The following is an 18,745-nucleotide window of genomic DNA, read 5'->3' as shown; positions in this document are numbered from 1 at the left end:
AATTGTATAATAGACCCCGCCCTGTGATTATTTGGACTTAACTGTTATGTTGTAAATGTTCGTAAATGGGTTGTTCCAGAAAAATTTACAGGTATAATTTAAATAGTTGTAATAAGTTTTCTGAAAGAGAGTTGCCATAACCCTATTTTTCTAACCGCAATTTAAAAAACATTGATAAATAAGTTTTACTCATAATAAATGATTTAAAATAAAAGAGGATAAATAACCTCGGTGAATAAAACATGAAAGTTATTGAGGGAAGAATACAATCCAAGCCCTTTTTAAAATGGGCAGGAGGGAAGACTCAACTTTTAAATGCTATAGTTACACGCCTCCCAATACACATACTCTTAAGTCTCCAGATCGATAGATATGTTGAGCCTTTTATTGGAAGTGGAGCAGTGTTTTTCTTTCTCAAGAAACACTTTCATATCAACGAGTCGTATCTAATCGATTCTAATCCCGAACTTATCTTAGGCTATCGAGTTGTTCAAAAAGAACCTTTGTTACTTATCAAAAGGCTTGAACAATTACAAAATGACTATCTCAAGCTTTCTGAGGAAAATAGGAGTAAATATTTCTATCAAATTCGGAACCAATATAATACTCAGAGAAAATCCTTAGACTATATTCACTTCAATCAGAATTGGATAGAAAGAGCATCCTGGCTGATCTTCCTTAATAAAACCTGTTATAATGGCCTTTTCCGTTTGAATAAGAAAGGTGACTTTAATGTGCCTTTTGGTCGTTACAAAAATCCAGCGATATGTGATAAAAAAACCATAAATGAAGCAAGTTATGCTCTTCAAGATACAGAAATTATTTGTGGAGACTTTTTCCTTTCTACTCAATTTATTCAAAATGGAACCTTAGTGTACCTTGATCCTCCTTATCGACCAATTAATTCAACTTCCAGTTTTACATCCTATTCTAAAGAAGGTTTTTCTGAAAACGATCAGAAGCGACTAGCTCAGTATTTTCGAGAAATGGATAAGCGTGGTGCATTCCTTATCCAAAGTAATTCCGATCCAAAAAACGAAAAACCAGAAGATATTTTTTTTGATGAACTTTATAAAGGATATTTTATAGAAAGAGTTCCTGCAAAGAGATTTATTAACTGTAATGCAAATCGACGTGGAGAAATCAATGAATTGATTATTCGCAACTATGGAGAAAAAGTAGGATGAATTTATCTCTCTATCAGAGTTTCTTCAGCAATAAATCCTTCGATGATTTAGTGGATTATTTTCATGATACTCTTGTTGATACTAACCGAGGATATAAATTTTTTGTTAACTGGGAAAAGATCAAACAAAATGTAGAAAAATATAGAATTGAATTAAATCTTTTAAATTCCCTCGTTCATTGTCCTAATTTTAATTTGACTCTTCGTAAAGTGGTAACTGATTATCCGGAAGTACTCCCTGTTATTCCATTACTGCTTGCTATACGTGATATAAAGATAAAAGTCATTAAAGATTTTACCGATGCTGATTCTGATACAGTTGTGCATAATTTTAAAAAACGATCGCTATCAAACCAAGAGATAGAAGAGTTGATAACATTTTTTGAAAGAACTGGACTCAAAGACTATTTTCAAAACATGAGTTGTCAAAATATTCAAGATTATGTGACCGGAGTAGAGGTGGGCTTAGATACCCATGCTCGTAAGAATCGAAGCGGAGAAGCAATGGAACTTGTTGTGGGTCCTATTATCCAGGAAATAGTAAAACGAAGAAACTTACCCTTTCAGATTGAAAATCAAAAATATTTCAGATATCTTAAAGATCATTATGATCTTGAGATTTCAACTTCACTTCTTAATCGAAAAGCCGATTTCATTCTAGTCGGGGATAAGAATAAAATTGTCAATATTGAAGTTAACTTCTTTTCCGGAACGGGTTCAAAACCTCAAGAAATTGTTGACTCATATATTAACCGGCAGAATGAATTACTTGAAAATGGTTTTTATTTTATTTGGATAACCGATGGTTTTGGCTGGAAAGGTCAAAAAAATCAAATCCGAAAGGGATTAGAAATGATAGATTATCCACTCAATTTACATTTTGCAAGAAAGGGGCTTTTAGAGAAAATCCTATGTCAGATATTACAAGTTTCCAATTAGAAAACACTACGGTTTGGTCTGTTCCAGAAAGAGGTACTTGGTATACTCATAATCCAAGCTTTCGGGGTAATTTTGCTCCACAAATAGCTCGTAATATTATCCTACGTTATTCTCAAGAAGGAGATACAGTTCTTGACCCTATGGTTGGTGGGGGAACAACTCTTATTGAAACTAAAGTCTTACATCGCCGAGGAATTGGTAGAGATATTAATCCAGAATCTATTCGTATTACCACTGATAATTTACAGTTTGAATATCCGAATTCTTTCCCACAAACAGTTGATTTAGGAGACGTACGAAGTTTAAATGGAATCAATGATGATAGTATTGACCTAATTCTCACTCACCCACCATACCTTAACATCATTAAGTATTCTGAGGGAAAAATATCTGATGACCTTTCTAACATTAGTAGTGTTGATAAATTTTGCCAAGAATTAGAACAAGGTATTAAAGAATTCTATAGGGTATTAAAAGAAAACACTTATTGCGCCATACTAATTGGGGATACTAGGAAAGCCCAGCACTATATCCCTCTTTCTTATTATGTACTGGAATTATTCTTAAAAAATGGCTTTGCCCTAAAAGAAGATATAATCAAGGTACAACACAATTGTCAATCAACACCCTATTGGAAAAGAAAAGTTGGAGATTATAATTTTCTGATGATAATGCATGAACATATGTTTGTATTTCGTAAACCTACTAAGGGGGAGGATTTAAGAAGAATTCGTTATAGTATGAAATGGAATAATAGGTGATGCTAAGATAACAGTATAATAATCAATAGCCTATAATAGCGTTAATCTTTTAGAATAAAGTCTTTATTCATGAATTTATAAGAATGATAATGACTATGAACGATGAAACGCCAAAGGAGAGAGTATTTTCACGAATAACAAGATTTCAAATTATAGTTTAAAATAGTATTACAGTTTTATTAAAAATTTTGGATCTTCTTATGCATCTTGAAACCATTGATTTTTACAATCAAAATGCTGAAGAATTAACTGCTCGGTATCTTCGAGCTGATAGATCTGAGTTACAAAGAATTTTACGACAATGGATCCCACTCGGTGGTAGTGTATTGGAAATTGGTTGTGGATGTGGTCTGGATGCTGTTTTTATGGCGAGTATAGCCGATAAGGTAACCGCTACTGATGCAAGTGATGAAATGCTGCACCAAGCAAAGCGAATCATAGAAAAGCATGGAATGTCTCACAGTATTCTCTTCAAAAGAGCTGTTTTTCCCCTGGAACCAGAAAACCCTTTATTGAAAGAACAATTTGATGTAATTGTATGTATTGCCACACTAATGCATATTCCAGATAATGAGCTTTTTGATTTTGCCTATCAAATTCGCTCTATGCTCAAGAACCAAGGAATTTTTATCTGTTCTTTTCCAGCTGATGGGGGACAAAGCCACGATGACCAACGCCTATATGTGGATCGGGAACCTGCCGAAATATCCCTTCTATTTGAGAGGCTTAGATTTCATCTGTTAAAAAATGAAAAAAGCCAAGACGGCTTAGGTCGAGCTATCAATTGGACCACATCGATCTTTTGTTCTGGTGGAGACTAGGGTAGCCGTCCAATAGATCAAATAGAATCAATAATAAATCGTGATAAAAAGACTGCTTCATACAAATTAGCTTTGCTGCGGGCTTTGTGTGAAATATCCCAATCTTCTTTCCATCATGCTCGTTTTATTTCCAATAATCGAATAAGTATACCTTTGGGCTTGATTGTTGAGAGATGGATTTATTACTATTGGTCGATAGTCAATACATCTCTTCCTTTACCAGAAATGAGAATTGGATCGCGAGCGAAAGGGACGGCTTTCCGGTCTGATTTATTTGAATTGATTGGTTCTTTCCAACCAGGAGGATTAGATGCCTTTTTTGCCTGTTTCCAAAACGGGACATTGAATCCAATGCAGATTCATTACTTAGCTGAGACGGTGAATAGTGTTGCAAATACCATCGTCAAGGGTCCGGTCGAATATTCGGGAGGTTCATTGAAAGATATCGAACGAGTCTTTAAATTTGAAGGAAACAAAAGAATGAAACAATGCCTGATATCAACTGATTTGATTAATAGTTTGGGAAGAGTTATTTTCCCAGCCAGCTTGTGGCGTGAAATGTGTCTGGTCGGACACTGGATTGGAGAAGCCATTATTTTAAGATGGGCTGAACTGAGTTATGAATTTGCCAAGCGTGAAGTTTCAATCCCTGAAATTCTTGCCCTATTAATTATTCAACCTAAAAATGAGAGAAATGTTTCTTTGGCAAAAAATGTCTATAAAAAAGTCATTGGCCTAACCTGTGTGTGGAGCGGAATTCCTTTATCTCAAACTCGTTTTGATGTTGATCATGTCATCCCTTTTTCTATCTGGAATAATAACGATCTTTGGAACCTTTTACCATCTGATCCCAAAATTAACCACCAAAAGAGAGATCGAATTGTCACCCTTCCAATTCTTCGTTCCAGTAAAGATAGAATCATTCATTATTGGAAAATATTATATCAGGAGGCACCACAGAGGTTTCAAACCGAGTTGAGACGAACTCTACTGGGGAGCAGACCGTCACTTGAAAACTGGGAAACTCGTGCTTTTTCAACTCTATCTGAAGCAGTTGAAACGATAGCTCTGCAAAGAGGAGTCGAGAGATGGGAAATACTGTGAAATATAAGGATTACAAAAACTTCAGGGGCCAGGTCTTGATTCTTGAATTTTATAAAGCATTGGTGTTGTGTAATAAGTAAAATGAAAAAACTATTAAATGATAAAGAATGAGATCCTCACGCCCTCGAAAAGCGAGGGCTCAGGATGACGGCATTTTTAAATCTCTTGTAGGGGATTGATTTATCAGGCACGTCGTTTTTCAAATCCGGTTCAATATTTGATTATTTTTTTACTGTTTACAGTATTATCTCGATAAAAATCAATCTCCCTCTTTAGCAAGATGGGAAAGAGGGATTTTTTTATTCTGCTTACGATCCACGGCTCACGCTTCACAATTTTTATGAATGAGATTGCCACGACCTCAAAAAACGAGGTCTCGCAATAACGGATTTAGATTCCTTCTCCCTTGATGGGAGAAGGTCAGGATGAGGGTGAAAAGCCCAGGATGAAATCCAGGTTAGGTGTTTTTTCATTAAGCCTTGAAGAGATGCTCAGGTTCCCCCCCCTCACCTTAATCCTCTCCCACCAGGGGAGAGGAAAGAAAAGAAAAAGATGAGATGCTCACGGCCAAAGGAACGAGAGGGTATTGGCGGAAAGCGCCGAGGGGGGAGCATAATATCGAAGAAGCAAATGGGAGAAAGAGCAGGGAGGTAAGTAGGGTAGATTAGCGGTGAGAAGATGGTTTCATTCTTGATTATACTGTAAAAATAACCGACTAATGATGATTTGTGAAAACCTGGCAAGAGAAATTTAAAGATTATCATTTAAACTTGATTTTTCTATTTATTTATTATAGTATTTGCGTAAATACTTAAATATATATTAAGGTACATTTTAGATGGATAAAGCGGCACGAATATTTAAAGTACTTTCAGATGAAACTCGTCTTCGCATAATCGATTTGCTAAAAAACCAATCTTTGTGCGTTAATGCACTGGCTCACTTTCTTGGAGTTACTAACGCAGCCATCTCGCAGCACCTTCGGATTCTACGCGACGCTAATCTTGTCATTGGAGAAAAAAAGGGCTATTTTGTCCATTACCATATTAACGAAGAAACTTTATCAGAATGGGAAGTAATTGCAAAAAATCTTTTTAAAAAAAGCACCTCAAAAGAAGATGAGTAGATTTTAACCGATTCAGCATGTGGTTCATAACTTAATTTGAAAGGAAGAGATTTTATAAAATAACATGAAGATTTTGAAAGACCCTGATGCTATTGTGCGAGATTCCATTGGGTTAGAAATTACCTAAATCCATTTGGGGAAGGATATTTAATAGAAATCGAATATTTGATACTGAGACAAAAAAGTACGATGGAACAAAACATACGGAAGAAAAGCTGAATTCATTTCGGAGTTGAGATGTGTCTAACCACTTAGTTGGCAGCTTAAGGGTCGGTGGTTGAAAGGGGACATTGGGTGCAGATATTTTTATCTTAAATAAAAACCAAGAGCCCTTGAATAGGATAACTTGGAGGGGAATGTATGATTAAAGGCGCTCCGATCATTGAAGTGCAAAATATGACTAAATATTTTGGTGATATTAAAGCTGTTGATTCAGTCTCGTTCAACATTTTCAAGGGAGAGCTCTTTGGTTTCCTTGGACCAAACGGAGCTGGTAAAACAACTACCATTAATATACTCACCGGCTTAGCTCGTCTTGATTCGGGAACAATTATAATCAACAATATTGACTGTACCCATAATCCAAAAGCTGCTCAATATCTGATTGGTGTTGTTCCCGATGAGAGTAATCTCTATCCCGAGCTCACCGGATTTGAAAATCTTTGTTTTTGTGCTGCACTCTATGGTTTGGGAAAAGTTGAACGAGAAGTTCGTGCTCAAAAACTCTTGGAAGAGTTCAACCTTGCTGAGGCAGGTCAAAGAAAATTTGGAACATATTCGAAAGGGATGAAGAGAAAGCTCACCATAGCGGCAGGGATAATCCACCACCCACAAATTCTTTTTCTCGATGAACCTACCACTGGAATTGATGTAGCCAGTGCTCGACAAATTCGTCAATTGATAGCTAATCTCCACTCAGCAGGAACAACAATCTTCCTCACTACTCATTATATAGAAGAAGCCGAAAGGCTGTGTGACCGAATTGCCTTTATTGTATCTGGAAAAATTGTACGAATTAATTCCGTAAAAAACCTGCTCCAACCCTTTAAAGAGAAACAAATTATGGAGGTTTCCTGTTCAAACACCTTAATTTCGATGATAGATGAACTGTCTCATGCTTTTCCGGAACTGGAATTCTCTTTCCTGAATCAAAGTGTAATCCGGGTAGAGTCCAACCAACCAATTCGAGTTGGTCCTTTAATTCGCTTTCTGGAAGATCATGGTACCGAAGTCACCGAAGCTCGTAAGATTCGACCTTCTCTTGAAGATATATTCGTAAAAATAACCGGGATTGAAGCAGGCGCCATGCGCAAAGAAAAGGAAAAAATAGAGGGTGGAAGCCAATGAAGTTCTGGACAGCTTTTTGGAATATTTTGTTAAAAGATATGCGGACCTACTATTTAAAGCCACCTAATATTAGCTGGGGTATAATTTTTCCTTTAGCATGGACATCAATGTTTTTCTTAAGATCGGGTAGTGGATTAGAAGAGATTATAACCCTCCTTCCTGGTGTGGTGGCCCTCTCCATTCTTTTTGGAACGACATCCATGTTAGCCGTGACTGTTACTTTTGAGAAAAAGAACCGTTCATTTGACCGTCTTCTTCTTGCTCCTATTCCATTTGAGGTTCTGATGCTCGCAAAAACCAGTGGAGCAATTTTATTTGGAATGGCTAATGCTTTCGTTCCGGTAATAATGGCTGCTTTTATCACTGACCTCACTCAGGTTATGTGGGTAATTTTTATACCGGCAATATTCTTAATTGCAGTGGCATCAACCTTTCTTGGTTTATTTATTGCAGTAGCAGTCAGTGAGGTATTCGAAGCTCAAACATTTTCAAACTTCTTCCGTTTTCCCATGATTTTCCTTTGTGGACTCTTTTTCCCGATTGACAAATTACCTCTTTTTTTACAGCCTCTTTCCTATTTACTTCCTCTTACCTACGGAGCCGACCTGCTTCATGGGGCGATTCGAGGAATTCATTCTATCCCGTATTCATTCGATTTGATACTGCTTGGTTTATTTTGTGTTGGTTTGTTTATATTAAGCCTCCGTAATATTAAGCGACGTTGGATTATGTAACATAGCGCAAATCTTGGGATTAGGTCTTGATCCATATATAAGCGGAGAAAAGGAGAAAATTGCTTTTCCTCCCCCATATCAAATCATATCCTTTTGTTACCAATATAACCCGAATGGGTTTTAACAATGTGTAATCGTTTGGAATGAAGCTAGGTGCAATTGATGGATAGACAATGGGGAAAACCTAATTAGGGCAGACACATAGGTCTGCCCCTACAATGATAACCAAAATTGGGGCCAGGTCTTGATTCTCGAATTTATTAAAAAGCTACGGTTTAGAGGAATTAAGAATAAAACGAAAAGATGAGATCCTCACGGCTAAAGAAACGAGAGGGCGAGGGGGAGATGGGGCGAGGAGGAGAGAAAAAAAATAATAAAGATGATCCGGATGAGATTGCCACGTCGTCTAACCAAAAGACGGTTAGCCTCCTCGCAATGACGGATTTGGTTGATGAGAACCTCACGCCCTCGAAAAGCGAGGGCTCAGGATGACACCCTCAATGTCAGATGAGATTCTCACGGTCAAAGGAACGAGGGGGAGAGGGGGGGAGGGGGGAGGGGGAGCATAGAAAATGAAAAGGAAGCAATTTACCAGCTTGAGTTGCATGGCGGAATGAATATATTTATAATATCTCTGAAAGTCGTCAGAAAATTATAGTGAGGAATTGTGCTGGATTTTATACCTCGATGATGGAAATCGAGGTATATTTTTTCTGTTTATTTGCAGGATGATGCGAGTAGGGAATAAACCCATCCCAAAGTGCATTTCACATAATTGGTAAATAATGGTAAAATCTTCAGATTAAATGTGATGATCGTCCTTCTTTTGAGTTCACATAGAGAGATCAGTTCTCTGCCCTCAGAGGGATAATTTAATTCGATTTTCAGATTGGAAAGGTGGAAGTATCATGGTTCAATTTAAAAAGGAAGAAAAGGAAAAACATCTTTATGAATACGAAATAACCATTGAAGAGGAAAAAGTCCAGGAGAAACTGGAAAATATTTATAAAGAGGCGAGCCTTCGAGTAGCGGTTCCTGGTTTCCGGAAGGGGAAAGCCCCACGGGCTATTCTCAAGGGTCATCTCAATCAGAATTTTATCAAGGATGAATTAGCTCGAAGCTTAGTTCCCGACGCTTTGAGTGAGGTAATCAAAGAAGAAAAACTCACTCTTTTTGGCGAACCGGATATTGACCTAGTAACAGTGGATGAAGTGCAACCGTTAGTATTTAAAGCATTAATATTAGAAAAACCCCAGACCACCCTCGCTAACCTGGAAGATATTGAAATCCGCAAGCACAAAGTAGTTATTCGCGATTCCGACGTTGATAAAGAAATCGAAGGCATCCAAAAATCAAGAGGGACCTGGAAAGAAAAAGAAGACCTTCCGGCTGAAACCGGTGATATGGTCAAGGTAAAAATTGATGATAAAGAGTATGCGGTCATGGCAGGTTTTGCAGAGAGCGAATCGGTATTGAGTCGGGCAGTCATCGGATTGAAAAAGAGTGAAACGGGAAAATTTCGCCCCCAGGAAACCGAAGTCGGCAAGCCAGCCGAAGAGATGGAATTTACTGTAACCGAGGTTATGAGAAAAGAAATTCCTGAATTGAATGAAGAATTCTTAACCCAACTCAATCCTGAGTTGAAAACTATTGATGAGTTGCGTTTGAAAACCAGAGAATCCTTGGAGAAATGGGCTGAGGATTTGGTGCAGATTCGCATGGAGAAGGAAGCAGTAGCGGTTCTCGCTAAAAAATCCGAAATAGCGGTTCCCAGTGTATTGGTTGACCATGAAGCCAAGCACCAAATTGATCATTTTATTGAACATATCAAAAAAGATGGAATGACTCTCGAGAGGTATATGGAAATTACCAATACCGATTTTGAGAGTATTGAAAAGGATTTCCGGAAACAGGCTCTTTGGCAATTGAAAAAAATGTTTGTTCTTCAGGAGTATGCCGATAAAAATAGTATTTCGGTCGGCGAAGAAGAAATGAAAGAAGAACTGGGAAGAATTGCTCAGAGAGCCGGAAAAGAAGTAGAGGATGTCAAACAGATTTTAGAGAAGAATAACAAGATGGATGACTTGATGGACCAAAAGCTCCAGCAAAAATTGATTTTAGATATCCTGCAAAAAGTGAAGGTTAAGGAGATGGAAGAACCGCTCAATATCGATCAGTGGAAAGCCCTTGAAGATCCAGAAGAGGAGATGATGGAATAATGCAGGATTTAAAAAATAATTACTTGGTTCCTATTGTTGTTGAACAAACCCCACGGGGAGAAAGGTCCTATGATATTTATTCCCGCTTGTTAATTGATCGGATTGTTTTTCTCGGGACAGAGATCGATGATGTGATTGCCAATCTCATCATCGCCCAGCTGCTGTTTCTCGATGCTCAAAGTGCCGAAAAAGATATTAATCTTTACATTAATAGTCCAGGAGGGTCGGTATCTTCAACACTGGCTATTTATGATACGATGCAGTACCTCAAATCGGATATATCGACAATATGCATTGGAATGGCTGCCAGCGGCGGAGCAGTGATTTTAGCTGCCGGTACCAAGGGAAAGAGAATGGCTTTACCTAATTCACGGGTGATGATTCACCAACCATTAGGCGGTGCCCAAGGTCAGGTGACTGATATTGAAATTCAAGCCCGTGAGATGATCAAAATTAAGGAAAAACTCAATAGCATTTTGGCTAGCCACACCGGCCAACCATTAGATAGAGTAAAAAAAGACACTGAACGGGATTACTTCATGTCGGCAGAAGAGGCACAACAATATGGTTTGGTAGACCAAGTTATCCTACCAAAAAAAGAGAAAAAAGGAGATGCAAGCGGGAATGGCACGTTATGATGATGAAAAAGGAAAAATCCGCTGTTCTTTTTGCGGGAAACCGCAGGCGGATGTAAAAAAACTGATTGCCGGCCCCGGAGTCTTTATTTGTAATGAATGCATTGATCTCTGTAATGATGTGATTCGCGAAGAAACCAAGAATAACAAAAAGCAACCGGAATTCAATATGGGAAAACTGCCGACACCGATGGAGATGAAAAAATTCTTGGATCAGTATGTCATCGGCCAGGAAAGAGCCAAGATAACCCTCTCGGTTGGAGTTTATAATCATTACAAGAGAATTCTTTTTTCCCAGAATGAGAATGAAGTTGAAATAGAAAAAAGTAATATTCTAATGATTGGACCAACTGGTTCGGGGAAAACTCTTTTAGCCCAAACCTTAGCCAAGATGCTGAATGTCCCCTTTGCAATTGCTGATGCTACCACCCTTACTGAGGCAGGTTATGTCGGCGAAGATGTTGAAAATATCCTGCTTCGGCTTCTGCAAAATGCTGATTTTAACTTGAAAAAGGCCGAAAAGGGAATAATCTATATCGATGAGATTGATAAAATTGCTCGGAAATCCGAGAATCCCTCCATTACCCGCGACGTCTCGGGAGAAGGAGTGCAGCAAGCTCTGCTAAAAATTTTGGAGGGTACCATTGCCAACATCCCTCCCCAAGGAGGGAGAAAACATCCTCATCAAGAATTTATTCCGATGAATACCACCAATATTTTATTTATATGTGGTGGAGCTTTCGTAGGATTGGATCGGATCGTTGAGGCTCGGATGAAGGAAAAGAAAATCGGTTTTGGAGCGTTTGAGGCCAATCAGGCAAAACTTCAAGAAAATCCATTAATCGATGTCCAACCGCATGACCTAATGAAGTTTGGTTTGATTCCTGAATTGGTAGGGAGAATTCCCATTATCTGTGCTTTGGATGAGCTCAATGGAGAAGATTTAGTTCGGATTTTAACCGTGCCAAAAAATTCCCTGCTAAAACAATATCAGCACCTTCTCCATCTCGATGGGGTTGACCTCCGTTTTACTGATGGTGCTTTAAAGCAAATAGCCACTGCGGCCATGGAAAAAAAGACCGGGGCCCGTGGTTTACGGGCTATCATGGAAAAGCTCATGACCAAAGTAATGTTTGAATGTCCTGATCGGAAAGATATTAAAAAAGTAACAATTGATAAAGACACGGTTTTAAAAAATCAAACCGCCGATATTGATGTGGATAATCAACTCATTCAAGATAAGCCAGCATAAAGAAAGGAATGAAAATGAATAATCGAACACCAATTCCGCAGGTATATGACGCTTCTCACACTGAGACAAAATGGTATGAATATTGGGAAAAAAACGGTTATTTCTCTCCCGATCCACAGCGTTCCAAGCCTTTTTGTATGGTTATTCCACCTCCCAATGTGACCGGTTTTCTCCATATGGGTCATGCTCTCAACCTGACTCTTCATGATATTATCACTCGTTACCGGAGGATGAAAGGCGATCAAGCTCTCTGGTTGCCAGGGACCGATCACGCCGGCATAGCTACTCAAAATGTGGTTGAAAAACAGCTGGCTAAGGAAGGGTTAGACCGCCATCAGTTAGGGCGAGAAGAATTTATTCAGCGGGTTTGGCAGTGGAAAGACCAATATCACGACCGGATTGTCAAACAGCTGAAAAGCATGGGTGCTTCCTGTGATTGGACCCGAGAACGGTTTACCTTTGATGAGGGATTATCGGCAGCTGTAAAAGAAGTGTTCGTGCAACTTTTTGATGAAGGGTTGATTTATCGAGGAGAGTATATCGTTAACTGGTGTCCCCGTTGCGAAACAGCTATTTCTGATATTGAGGTTGATTACCGAGATGTTCCATCATTTTTGTATTATGTCCGTTATCCGATCAAAGGGCATCCTGGTGAGTACTTGGTGGTTGCCACCACCCGGCCGGAAACCATTTTGGGAGATGTGGCTTTAGCTATTCATCCCGATGATGAAAGATACCGCCAAGTGGCCAATTTAACCGTCATCCTTCCTATTATCGGAAGAGATATGGGTATCATCCAGGATGAATATGTTGACCCGCAGTTTGGAACCGGGGTTCTCAAAGTAACACCAGCCCATGATATGAATGATTTTGATTTAGGGAAAAAACATCACCTTCCAGCAATTGCGGTTATCGATCCTCACGGGGTGATGAACCAAAATGCTGGTATTTTTGCCGGTATGACCCGAGAGCAATGCCGAGAGGCAATTGTCGAAAAGCTGAAGAGCTTGGACCTCATTGAAAAAATTGAAGAATATTCTCATTCAGTTGGTCACTGTTATCGATGCAATACTCAGGTGGAACCGTTAGTCTCCAAACAGTGGTTTGTGAAAATGAAAGATTTAGCTCAACCGGCGATTCAGGCAGTTGAAGAAGGTCGGGTTGAATTTATCCCGGAACGATGGAATAAAATATATTTTGAATGGATGAATAATATTCGAGATTGGTGCATATCACGGCAGATATGGTGGGGGCATCGAGTCCCAGTTTTTTATTGCCAGGAATGTGGTCATTATTTTGCCGACCGAGGGCAACCCGATTATTGTCCGAAATGCAACGGAAAGGTGGTTCAGGATGAAGATGTTCTCGATACCTGGTTTAGTTCGGCTCTTTGGCCTTTTTCAACCTTGGGATGGCCGGAAGTAACTTCCGATCTCAAAACCTTTTATCCCACCTCGGTTTTAATCACGGCATTCGATATTATCTTTTTCTGGGTTGCTCGGATGATTATGATGGGTTTGAAGTTTATGAAGGATGTTCCTTTTCAGAAGGTTTACATCACTCCTTTGGTCCGGGATGCCTATGGGAAGAAAATGAGTAAATCATCAGGCAATGCCATTGATCCCCTCGAGGTTGCTCGCCAGCTGGGTTCGGATTCTTTGCGCTTTGCTCTTGCTTGGTTGACGGTCCAGGGTCGGGATATTCATCTCTCCATGGAAAGAATCGAAGCCTCGAGAAATTTCATGAATAAAATCTGGAATGCTTCCCGCTTTGTTTTGATGAACCTTGAAGAGGACTTTGCTCCAATCGAATTGAATAATGAAACTCATCTCAGTTTGAAAGATCGCTGGATAATGTCCAGATTTCAACAAACCGTCGAACAGGCCAGTCTCGCTCTTGATGATTATCGATTTGGTGAATATGTGCAAATCATTTATGATTTTATTTGGGGTGAGTTCTGTGATTGGTATATCGAGTGGAGCAAAAAAGACCTCTACCAAGGGAGTCCAGAAGAAAAAAGAAAGACTCAGTCGGTTTTAGTCCAAGTGCTTTCGGGAATTATTCAGCTTCTTCATCCAGTTGCACCGTTTATTACTGAAGAGATTTGGCACTCTCTCCCGATGAGAAATGAAAATGATGCCCTTATCGTATCCGACTGGCCAGTTTCAGAAAAATTGTGGTTCAACGATCAGAGTGAGAAAGTCATCAGGTCAATCCAGAATTTAATACGAGAGATACGATTTTTAAGAGCAGAACTGGAGATTTCTCCCGCTGAAACCTGCCGGGTTCAGCTCGGTTTTCATCAATCGGATAACCGAGAAATTATTGAGAAACATTTAGGATACATTGAACAACTGGCAAAATGTGAGATAATAAAAACGGACGTTGAATTATTCAAACCAGATGGGGCCGTGACGGGACAAGTTGATGGGATAGATATCTTTTTAATGATCGAAGGGTTAGTTGATGTTGATCGTGAGCTCCAGCGGTTAAATAAAAAGCATAAAGTTCTTTGTGAGGATGTGGAAAGAATTCAAAAACGTTTTGAAAAACCCGATTTCTTGGAGAAAGCTCCCCAAGAAGTAATAGAGAAAGACCAGATTCGATTAGAGAAATTATTAATCGAGGCTCAACGCCTCCAGAAATTAATAGAGGGGATAATGAACCAATGAAACAATTTCGAAAAAGGCGCGACCCAGTTGAGTTGATTGTTCTTCTTCTCGGTGGTTTTTTAGTGGTAATGCTGGCTTTTTTTATGGCACGGGGAGACTTGGATGCCTATACTCAGCTTCTCCTTCATGGAGGAGTCAAAGAAGAAACAACTCAAATAGTGGAAAGACCTTTCGTTGAAAGCGATTATCCTGAAGAATTTGAAGACATGACAGCAACTAGTCAAATTCAAGAGGGGTTGATAATAGAAGAAGAGAGAGAATTGATCCAAGAAAAGCCATTAGTAACAGCTGCACAAGGAGAGGCTTTAGCAACACCAGCACTACCCCCATCCCAACCGGAACCAACAGAGGTTCCTCCTCAGTCGACGCCGCCTCCAGCTGGAAGTTTTTATTTACAGGCGGGAGCATTTTCCAGCGAAGCGAATGCCAATAATATGGTGAATTCTCTTCGAGAGATGGGGTTTGGGGCAACCGTTGAAAAATCAGCAAATTTGTATAAAGTAAAAATTTACGGCTTTAAAACCAAACAGGAGGCATCTGAAGCAGCACAAAGAGTAAAGTCACAAGGAATTGATGCCTTTATCGGTCAGTAAGGAGAGGTATTCCGATGACCCTACGTGAAATCAAGGACCTTCTACAGGCTGAAGTATTAACTGGAGAAGAATTATTAGATATTGTACCGACCTCGTTTTGCGGGAGTGATCTTTTAAGCGATGTTCTGGCTTTTACTAAAGAAAAGTCACTCCTTCTCACCGGTCTTACCAACTCACAAGTTATCCGGACGGCTGAAATGAGTGATCTCATTGGTATTGTTTTTGTTCGTGGTAAAAGACCGGATAATGCAACCATTGAATTAGCAACCATCAAAAAAATACCCCTTTTAACCACTCGACTCCCTATGTTTGAATCCTGTGGGAGATTATACCGGGGAGGAGCTCGAGGCTGTAGCGAAGTAAAGTAATGAACCCACACCAACCCCATATTGAAATTAAAAAGGAAATAACTGGAGGCGATTTTTCGACCGCTGGAGGGATATCCAGTGAGCTTAAAAACATCCTCCAACAAGCTGGCTTACCTCCTCAGTTCATCCGACGGGTGGTAATTGCAACCTATGAAGCTGAGATGAATGTGGTGATCCATGCCTATCGGGGAACATTTTTTACATCGATTTATCCTGACCACGTTCAGGTGGTTCTTGAGGATGAAGGACCGGGGATCCCTGATGTTGATTTAGCCTTTCAAGAGGGGTTTTCAACAGCACCAGCTCATATTCGAGAGATGGGTTTCGGAGCAGGGTATGGTCTATCGAATATGAGGAAGTGTTCAAACCAAATAGACATTCAAACTCAGGTGGGGAAAGGGACCAAGGTGATGATGACTTTTTGGCTTGATTCATCCCGATTGAGTTCGTCTCTTCCTGATCAAAAAGAAATGTCATAAATTTATTTAGGGGGAATTCACACCCATATTTTCTCCGACAAAAGAAAAGAGGGTGATAGCAATGAATCCAGAAATTTTTCATTCAGTCCTTTTAGATGAAGAAAAATGTAAGGGCTGTACTCATTGTATTCGAAGATGTCCGACTGAGGCCATTCGAGTGAAGAGGGGGAAAGCTCGAATCGATGAAGATCGCTGTATCGATTGTGGTGAGTGCATCCGAACTTGTCCGAATCACGCTAAATACGGCCAAACAGATTCACTGGAATTGTTAAAAGATTTTAAATATACAATAGCCTTACCAGCGCCGGCTTTTTATGCCCAGTTTAAAGGAAATCTATCACTCAATAAGTTGTTGGGCGGTTTGGTAAGGCTGGGGTTTGATGAAGTATTTGAAGTGGCTTGGGCAGCTGAGATTTTGGCTGATGAAATAGATCGATACCTCAAGAAACCCAAGTTAGCTCTACCAGTTATCTCATCGGCATGCCCAGCCGTAGTACGGTTGGTAGAGGTCCAATTTCCCTCACTGATCGACAATCTCCTTCCTCTCGATTCGCCTTTGGGCTTAGCGGCTAAAATAGCTCGAAAGCAAGCTATGGAAAAGGGCCTTAAACCTGAAGAAATTGGAGTCTTTTTCATTACTCCCTGTCCGGCCAAGGTTATGGAAGTCCGACGCTCAAGCGGAACCTTAGAACGGATTGATGGCGCTATATCGATGTCGAGCATTTATCCACGCTTGATCAACGATATCGACAATCTTCCCGAAGAGTCATCTTGCCAACTGGCTTCCTGGAAGGGTATTGGGTGGGCCCGCTCGGGAGGAGAACAAGAATCCCTGGGGGAAGGGGAATATATGGCAGTGGATGGGATTCATAACGTGATTTCAGTTTTTGAAAAGATAGAAATGGGAGAACTCAAAAAGGTTATCTATTGTGAAGCCCAAGCCTGTGTGGGAGGCTGTATTGGAGGAGTTTTTGCCGTTCAGAATCCCTTTATTGCTAAAGTCAACGTCAATCATTTGATCAAAAAGTATTCAACTTCTCGACCTCCAGAACAACATCAGTTAGAAGAGTGGAGAAAGGAGAAAGCTTTCCAGCGAATTCAACCCTATGAGATTCGGGATGTGTTGAAGCTGGATAATGACTATCGGAAGGCAATTGAAAAATACCAGCAAATTGAAAAAATACTGGAAAAACTTCCCGCCCTTGATTGCGGTGCCTGTGGCTGTCCAACCTGCCGATCACTTGCCGAAGATATTGTCAGGGGGAAAGCCCAAGAGATTGATTGTCCCTTCCTGTTACGAGAAAAATTATGTGAAATATCCAAAGAAATTTTTGATTTAGCTAATCGTGTTCCCCAAACCATGAGCGAAGAAGGAGGAAAAAAGAAAATTGAAAGTCAGTGAAATTGTAAAACCACTCGAAGCTGAAGTTCTCTGTGAGGGTGACCTCATTAACAGTGAAATCACCGGAGGATATTGTAGCGATTTACTCAGTGATTGTATTGCCAATGCCAGTGAAGGGAGTGTTTGGGTGACTATTCACTCTCATCCAAACATCATTGCCGTTGCCGTATTGGTGGGTATGCCTTGCATTGTTATCAGTAATTTTCAAGAAGTTGATCCCCAGACGATTGAGAAAGCCAAAAAGGAAAAAATTACCCTTTTGCGAACTACATTAACCAGTTATCAAGCAGTGGAGGTGTTAACCAAGTTTGGTATTCACGGAACCAAAAAACATGCCTGAAAGGTTCTACCGTGCCGATCTTCATATCCACAGCGTATTATCTCCTTGCGCTGAGCGGGACATGTTGCCCCATTGTATTATTTTGGAGGCCTTAGAAAAACACTTAGACATCATAGCAATTACCGATCACAACTCGTGTGAGAATGTACAAGTCACTATTTCTTTAGGCGAGCAATTTGGGATTTGGGTCATCCCGGGCATGGAGGTTGAAACTCGAGAAGAGATTCATTTTCTTACTTTTTTCCCCTCTTATCAAAAAATTTTTTCCTTCTATCAAGTTCTACAGCAGTTTTTTCAGCCAATACCTCTTGATGAAAATCTTTGGGGTGAAGAGTGGGTCATTAACGTTGCCGGGCAGATTGTGGAAAAGAAAAAAGAACTTTTAACTTTTCCTCTTTCGCTGACTGTTGAAGAGCTATATCAGTTGGTGGTAATCCAGGATGGGGTCATTATTCCATCCCATGTCGATCGAAGTGCTTACAGCATTATTGGAGTACTGGGCTTTCTCCCGCCTTATCCCCCTTTTCCAGTTTTGGAAATTTCATCGGCTACATCAACTTCCAATGCCCGTTCGAAGTTGAAGTTAGATGACTATCGCTTGGTTCGCTTTTCGGATGCTCATGTCTTACCTCAAGTCGGCTTGGTGTATACCGAATTTCGTATGAACCGTCCCTGTTGGGCGGAGTTTAAAAAAGCGATTTATCATATGGATGGGAGAGATTTTTTCCCTAAAGAGTAATTTGAGAATGTTTTGCTCCTGAGGTTTT

The 18,745-nt window shown here is 39.8% G+C and carries 18 protein-coding genes; all 18 read left to right on the top strand.

Annotated features, from left to right (window positions below; genetic code table 11):
• Nucleotides 1-242: 242 nt before the first annotated feature.
• The 18 genes from RT761_RS00730 to RT761_RS00645 all read left to right on the top strand — a co-directional run bounded on the left by RT761_RS00730 (nt 243) and on the right by RT761_RS00645 (nt 18,717).
• Nucleotides 243-1,187, top strand: coding sequence for a DNA adenine methylase (locus RT761_RS00730; RefSeq protein ID WP_218112187.1), 945 nt, complete (start codon nt 243-245; stop codon nt 1,185-1,187).
• Nucleotides 1,184-2,125, top strand: coding sequence for a type II restriction endonuclease (locus RT761_RS00725; RefSeq protein WP_218112186.1), 942 nt, complete (start codon nt 1,184-1,186; stop codon nt 2,123-2,125). The genes RT761_RS00730 and RT761_RS00725 overlap by 4 nt, the downstream gene beginning before the upstream one ends.
• Entirely contained in the window at nt 2,098-2,886 is a 789-nt protein-coding gene (locus tag RT761_RS00720; RefSeq protein ID WP_218112185.1) for a TRM11 family SAM-dependent methyltransferase, read from the top strand. The genes RT761_RS00725 and RT761_RS00720 overlap by 28 nt, the downstream gene beginning before the upstream one ends.
• Nucleotides 2,887-3,086: 200 nt before the next feature.
• Nucleotides 3,087-3,707: a class I SAM-dependent methyltransferase gene (locus tag RT761_RS00715; RefSeq protein WP_218112184.1), complete on the top strand. Its 621-nt coding sequence runs from the start codon at nt 3,087-3,089 to the stop codon at nt 3,705-3,707.
• Between the two features lie 84 nt (nt 3,708-3,791).
• Nucleotides 3,792-4,811 carry an HNH endonuclease signature motif containing protein gene (locus RT761_RS00710; protein WP_218112183.1) on the top strand — a complete coding sequence of 340 codons (1,020 nt, stop codon included), beginning with the start codon at nt 3,792-3,794 and terminating at the stop codon, nt 4,809-4,811.
• A gap of 838 nt (nt 4,812-5,649) precedes the next feature.
• Nucleotides 5,650-5,937, top strand: coding sequence for an ArsR/SmtB family transcription factor (locus tag RT761_RS00705; protein ID WP_218112182.1), 288 nt, complete (start codon nt 5,650-5,652; stop codon nt 5,935-5,937).
• 360 nt (nt 5,938-6,297) lie between these two features.
• The gene (locus RT761_RS00700) at nt 6,298-7,284 is read left to right on the top strand and encodes an ABC transporter ATP-binding protein (RefSeq protein WP_218112181.1); all 987 of its coding nucleotides are present in this window, start codon (nt 6,298-6,300) and stop codon (nt 7,282-7,284) included.
• Nucleotides 7,281-8,018 carry an ABC transporter permease gene (locus RT761_RS00695; RefSeq protein WP_218112180.1) on the top strand — a complete coding sequence of 246 codons (738 nt, stop codon included), beginning with the start codon at nt 7,281-7,283 and terminating at the stop codon, nt 8,016-8,018. The genes RT761_RS00700 and RT761_RS00695 overlap by 4 nt, the downstream gene beginning before the upstream one ends.
• 908 nt (nt 8,019-8,926) lie before the next feature.
• Nucleotides 8,927-10,237 carry a trigger factor gene (tig, locus tag RT761_RS00690; protein ID WP_218112179.1) on the top strand — a complete coding sequence of 437 codons (1,311 nt, stop codon included), beginning with the start codon at nt 8,927-8,929 and terminating at the stop codon, nt 10,235-10,237.
• On the top strand, nt 10,237-10,875 hold the full coding sequence (gene clpP / locus RT761_RS00685) for an ATP-dependent Clp endopeptidase proteolytic subunit ClpP (RefSeq protein ID WP_218112178.1): 639 nt from the start codon (nt 10,237-10,239) through the stop codon (nt 10,873-10,875). The genes tig and clpP overlap by 1 nt, the downstream gene beginning before the upstream one ends.
• Nucleotides 10,862-12,124 carry an ATP-dependent Clp protease ATP-binding subunit ClpX gene (gene clpX / locus RT761_RS00680; protein WP_218112177.1) on the top strand — a complete coding sequence of 421 codons (1,263 nt, stop codon included), beginning with the start codon at nt 10,862-10,864 and terminating at the stop codon, nt 12,122-12,124. The genes clpP and clpX overlap by 14 nt, the downstream gene beginning before the upstream one ends.
• A 14-nt stretch (nt 12,125-12,138) precedes the next feature.
• Nucleotides 12,139-14,796 carry a valine--tRNA ligase gene (locus RT761_RS00675; RefSeq protein ID WP_218112176.1) on the top strand — a complete coding sequence of 886 codons (2,658 nt, stop codon included), beginning with the start codon at nt 12,139-12,141 and terminating at the stop codon, nt 14,794-14,796.
• The gene (locus RT761_RS00670) at nt 14,793-15,389 is read left to right on the top strand and encodes an SPOR domain-containing protein (protein WP_218112175.1); all 597 of its coding nucleotides are present in this window, start codon (nt 14,793-14,795) and stop codon (nt 15,387-15,389) included. Before RT761_RS00675 ends, RT761_RS00670 begins: the two co-directional genes overlap by 4 nt.
• Before the next feature lie 14 nt (nt 15,390-15,403).
• Nucleotides 15,404-15,757, top strand: coding sequence for a DRTGG domain-containing protein (locus RT761_RS00665; protein ID WP_218112174.1), 354 nt, complete (start codon nt 15,404-15,406; stop codon nt 15,755-15,757).
• Nucleotides 15,757-16,236 (top strand): ATP-binding protein, encoded by a 480-nt coding sequence (locus RT761_RS00660; protein WP_218112173.1) that lies wholly within the window; start codon nt 15,757-15,759, stop codon nt 16,234-16,236. The genes RT761_RS00665 and RT761_RS00660 overlap by 1 nt, the downstream gene beginning before the upstream one ends.
• A gap of 61 nt (nt 16,237-16,297) precedes the next feature.
• A complete protein-coding gene (locus tag RT761_RS00655; RefSeq protein WP_218112172.1) occupies nt 16,298-17,638 on the top strand; it encodes a [Fe-Fe] hydrogenase large subunit C-terminal domain-containing protein in 1,341 nt (446 codons plus the stop codon).
• Complete coding sequence (locus RT761_RS00650) at nt 17,625-17,978, top strand: DRTGG domain-containing protein (protein ID WP_218112171.1); 354 nt, start codon at nt 17,625-17,627, stop codon at nt 17,976-17,978. Before RT761_RS00655 ends, RT761_RS00650 begins: the two co-directional genes overlap by 14 nt.
• Nucleotides 17,947-18,717, top strand: coding sequence for a PHP domain-containing protein (locus tag RT761_RS00645; protein WP_218112170.1), 771 nt, complete (start codon nt 17,947-17,949; stop codon nt 18,715-18,717). Before RT761_RS00650 ends, RT761_RS00645 begins: the two co-directional genes overlap by 32 nt.
• Nucleotides 18,718-18,745: the final 28 nt, after the last annotated feature.

Origin of the sequence: Atribacter laminatus, assembly GCF_015775515.1 — a bacterium.
In the GTDB taxonomy this organism is placed as follows: Bacteria; Atribacterota; Atribacteria; order Atribacterales; family Atribacteraceae; genus Atribacter; species Atribacter laminatus.
Note: the sequence above shows the minus strand (reverse complement) of the source record. Positions and strands in the feature narration are given on the sequence as shown.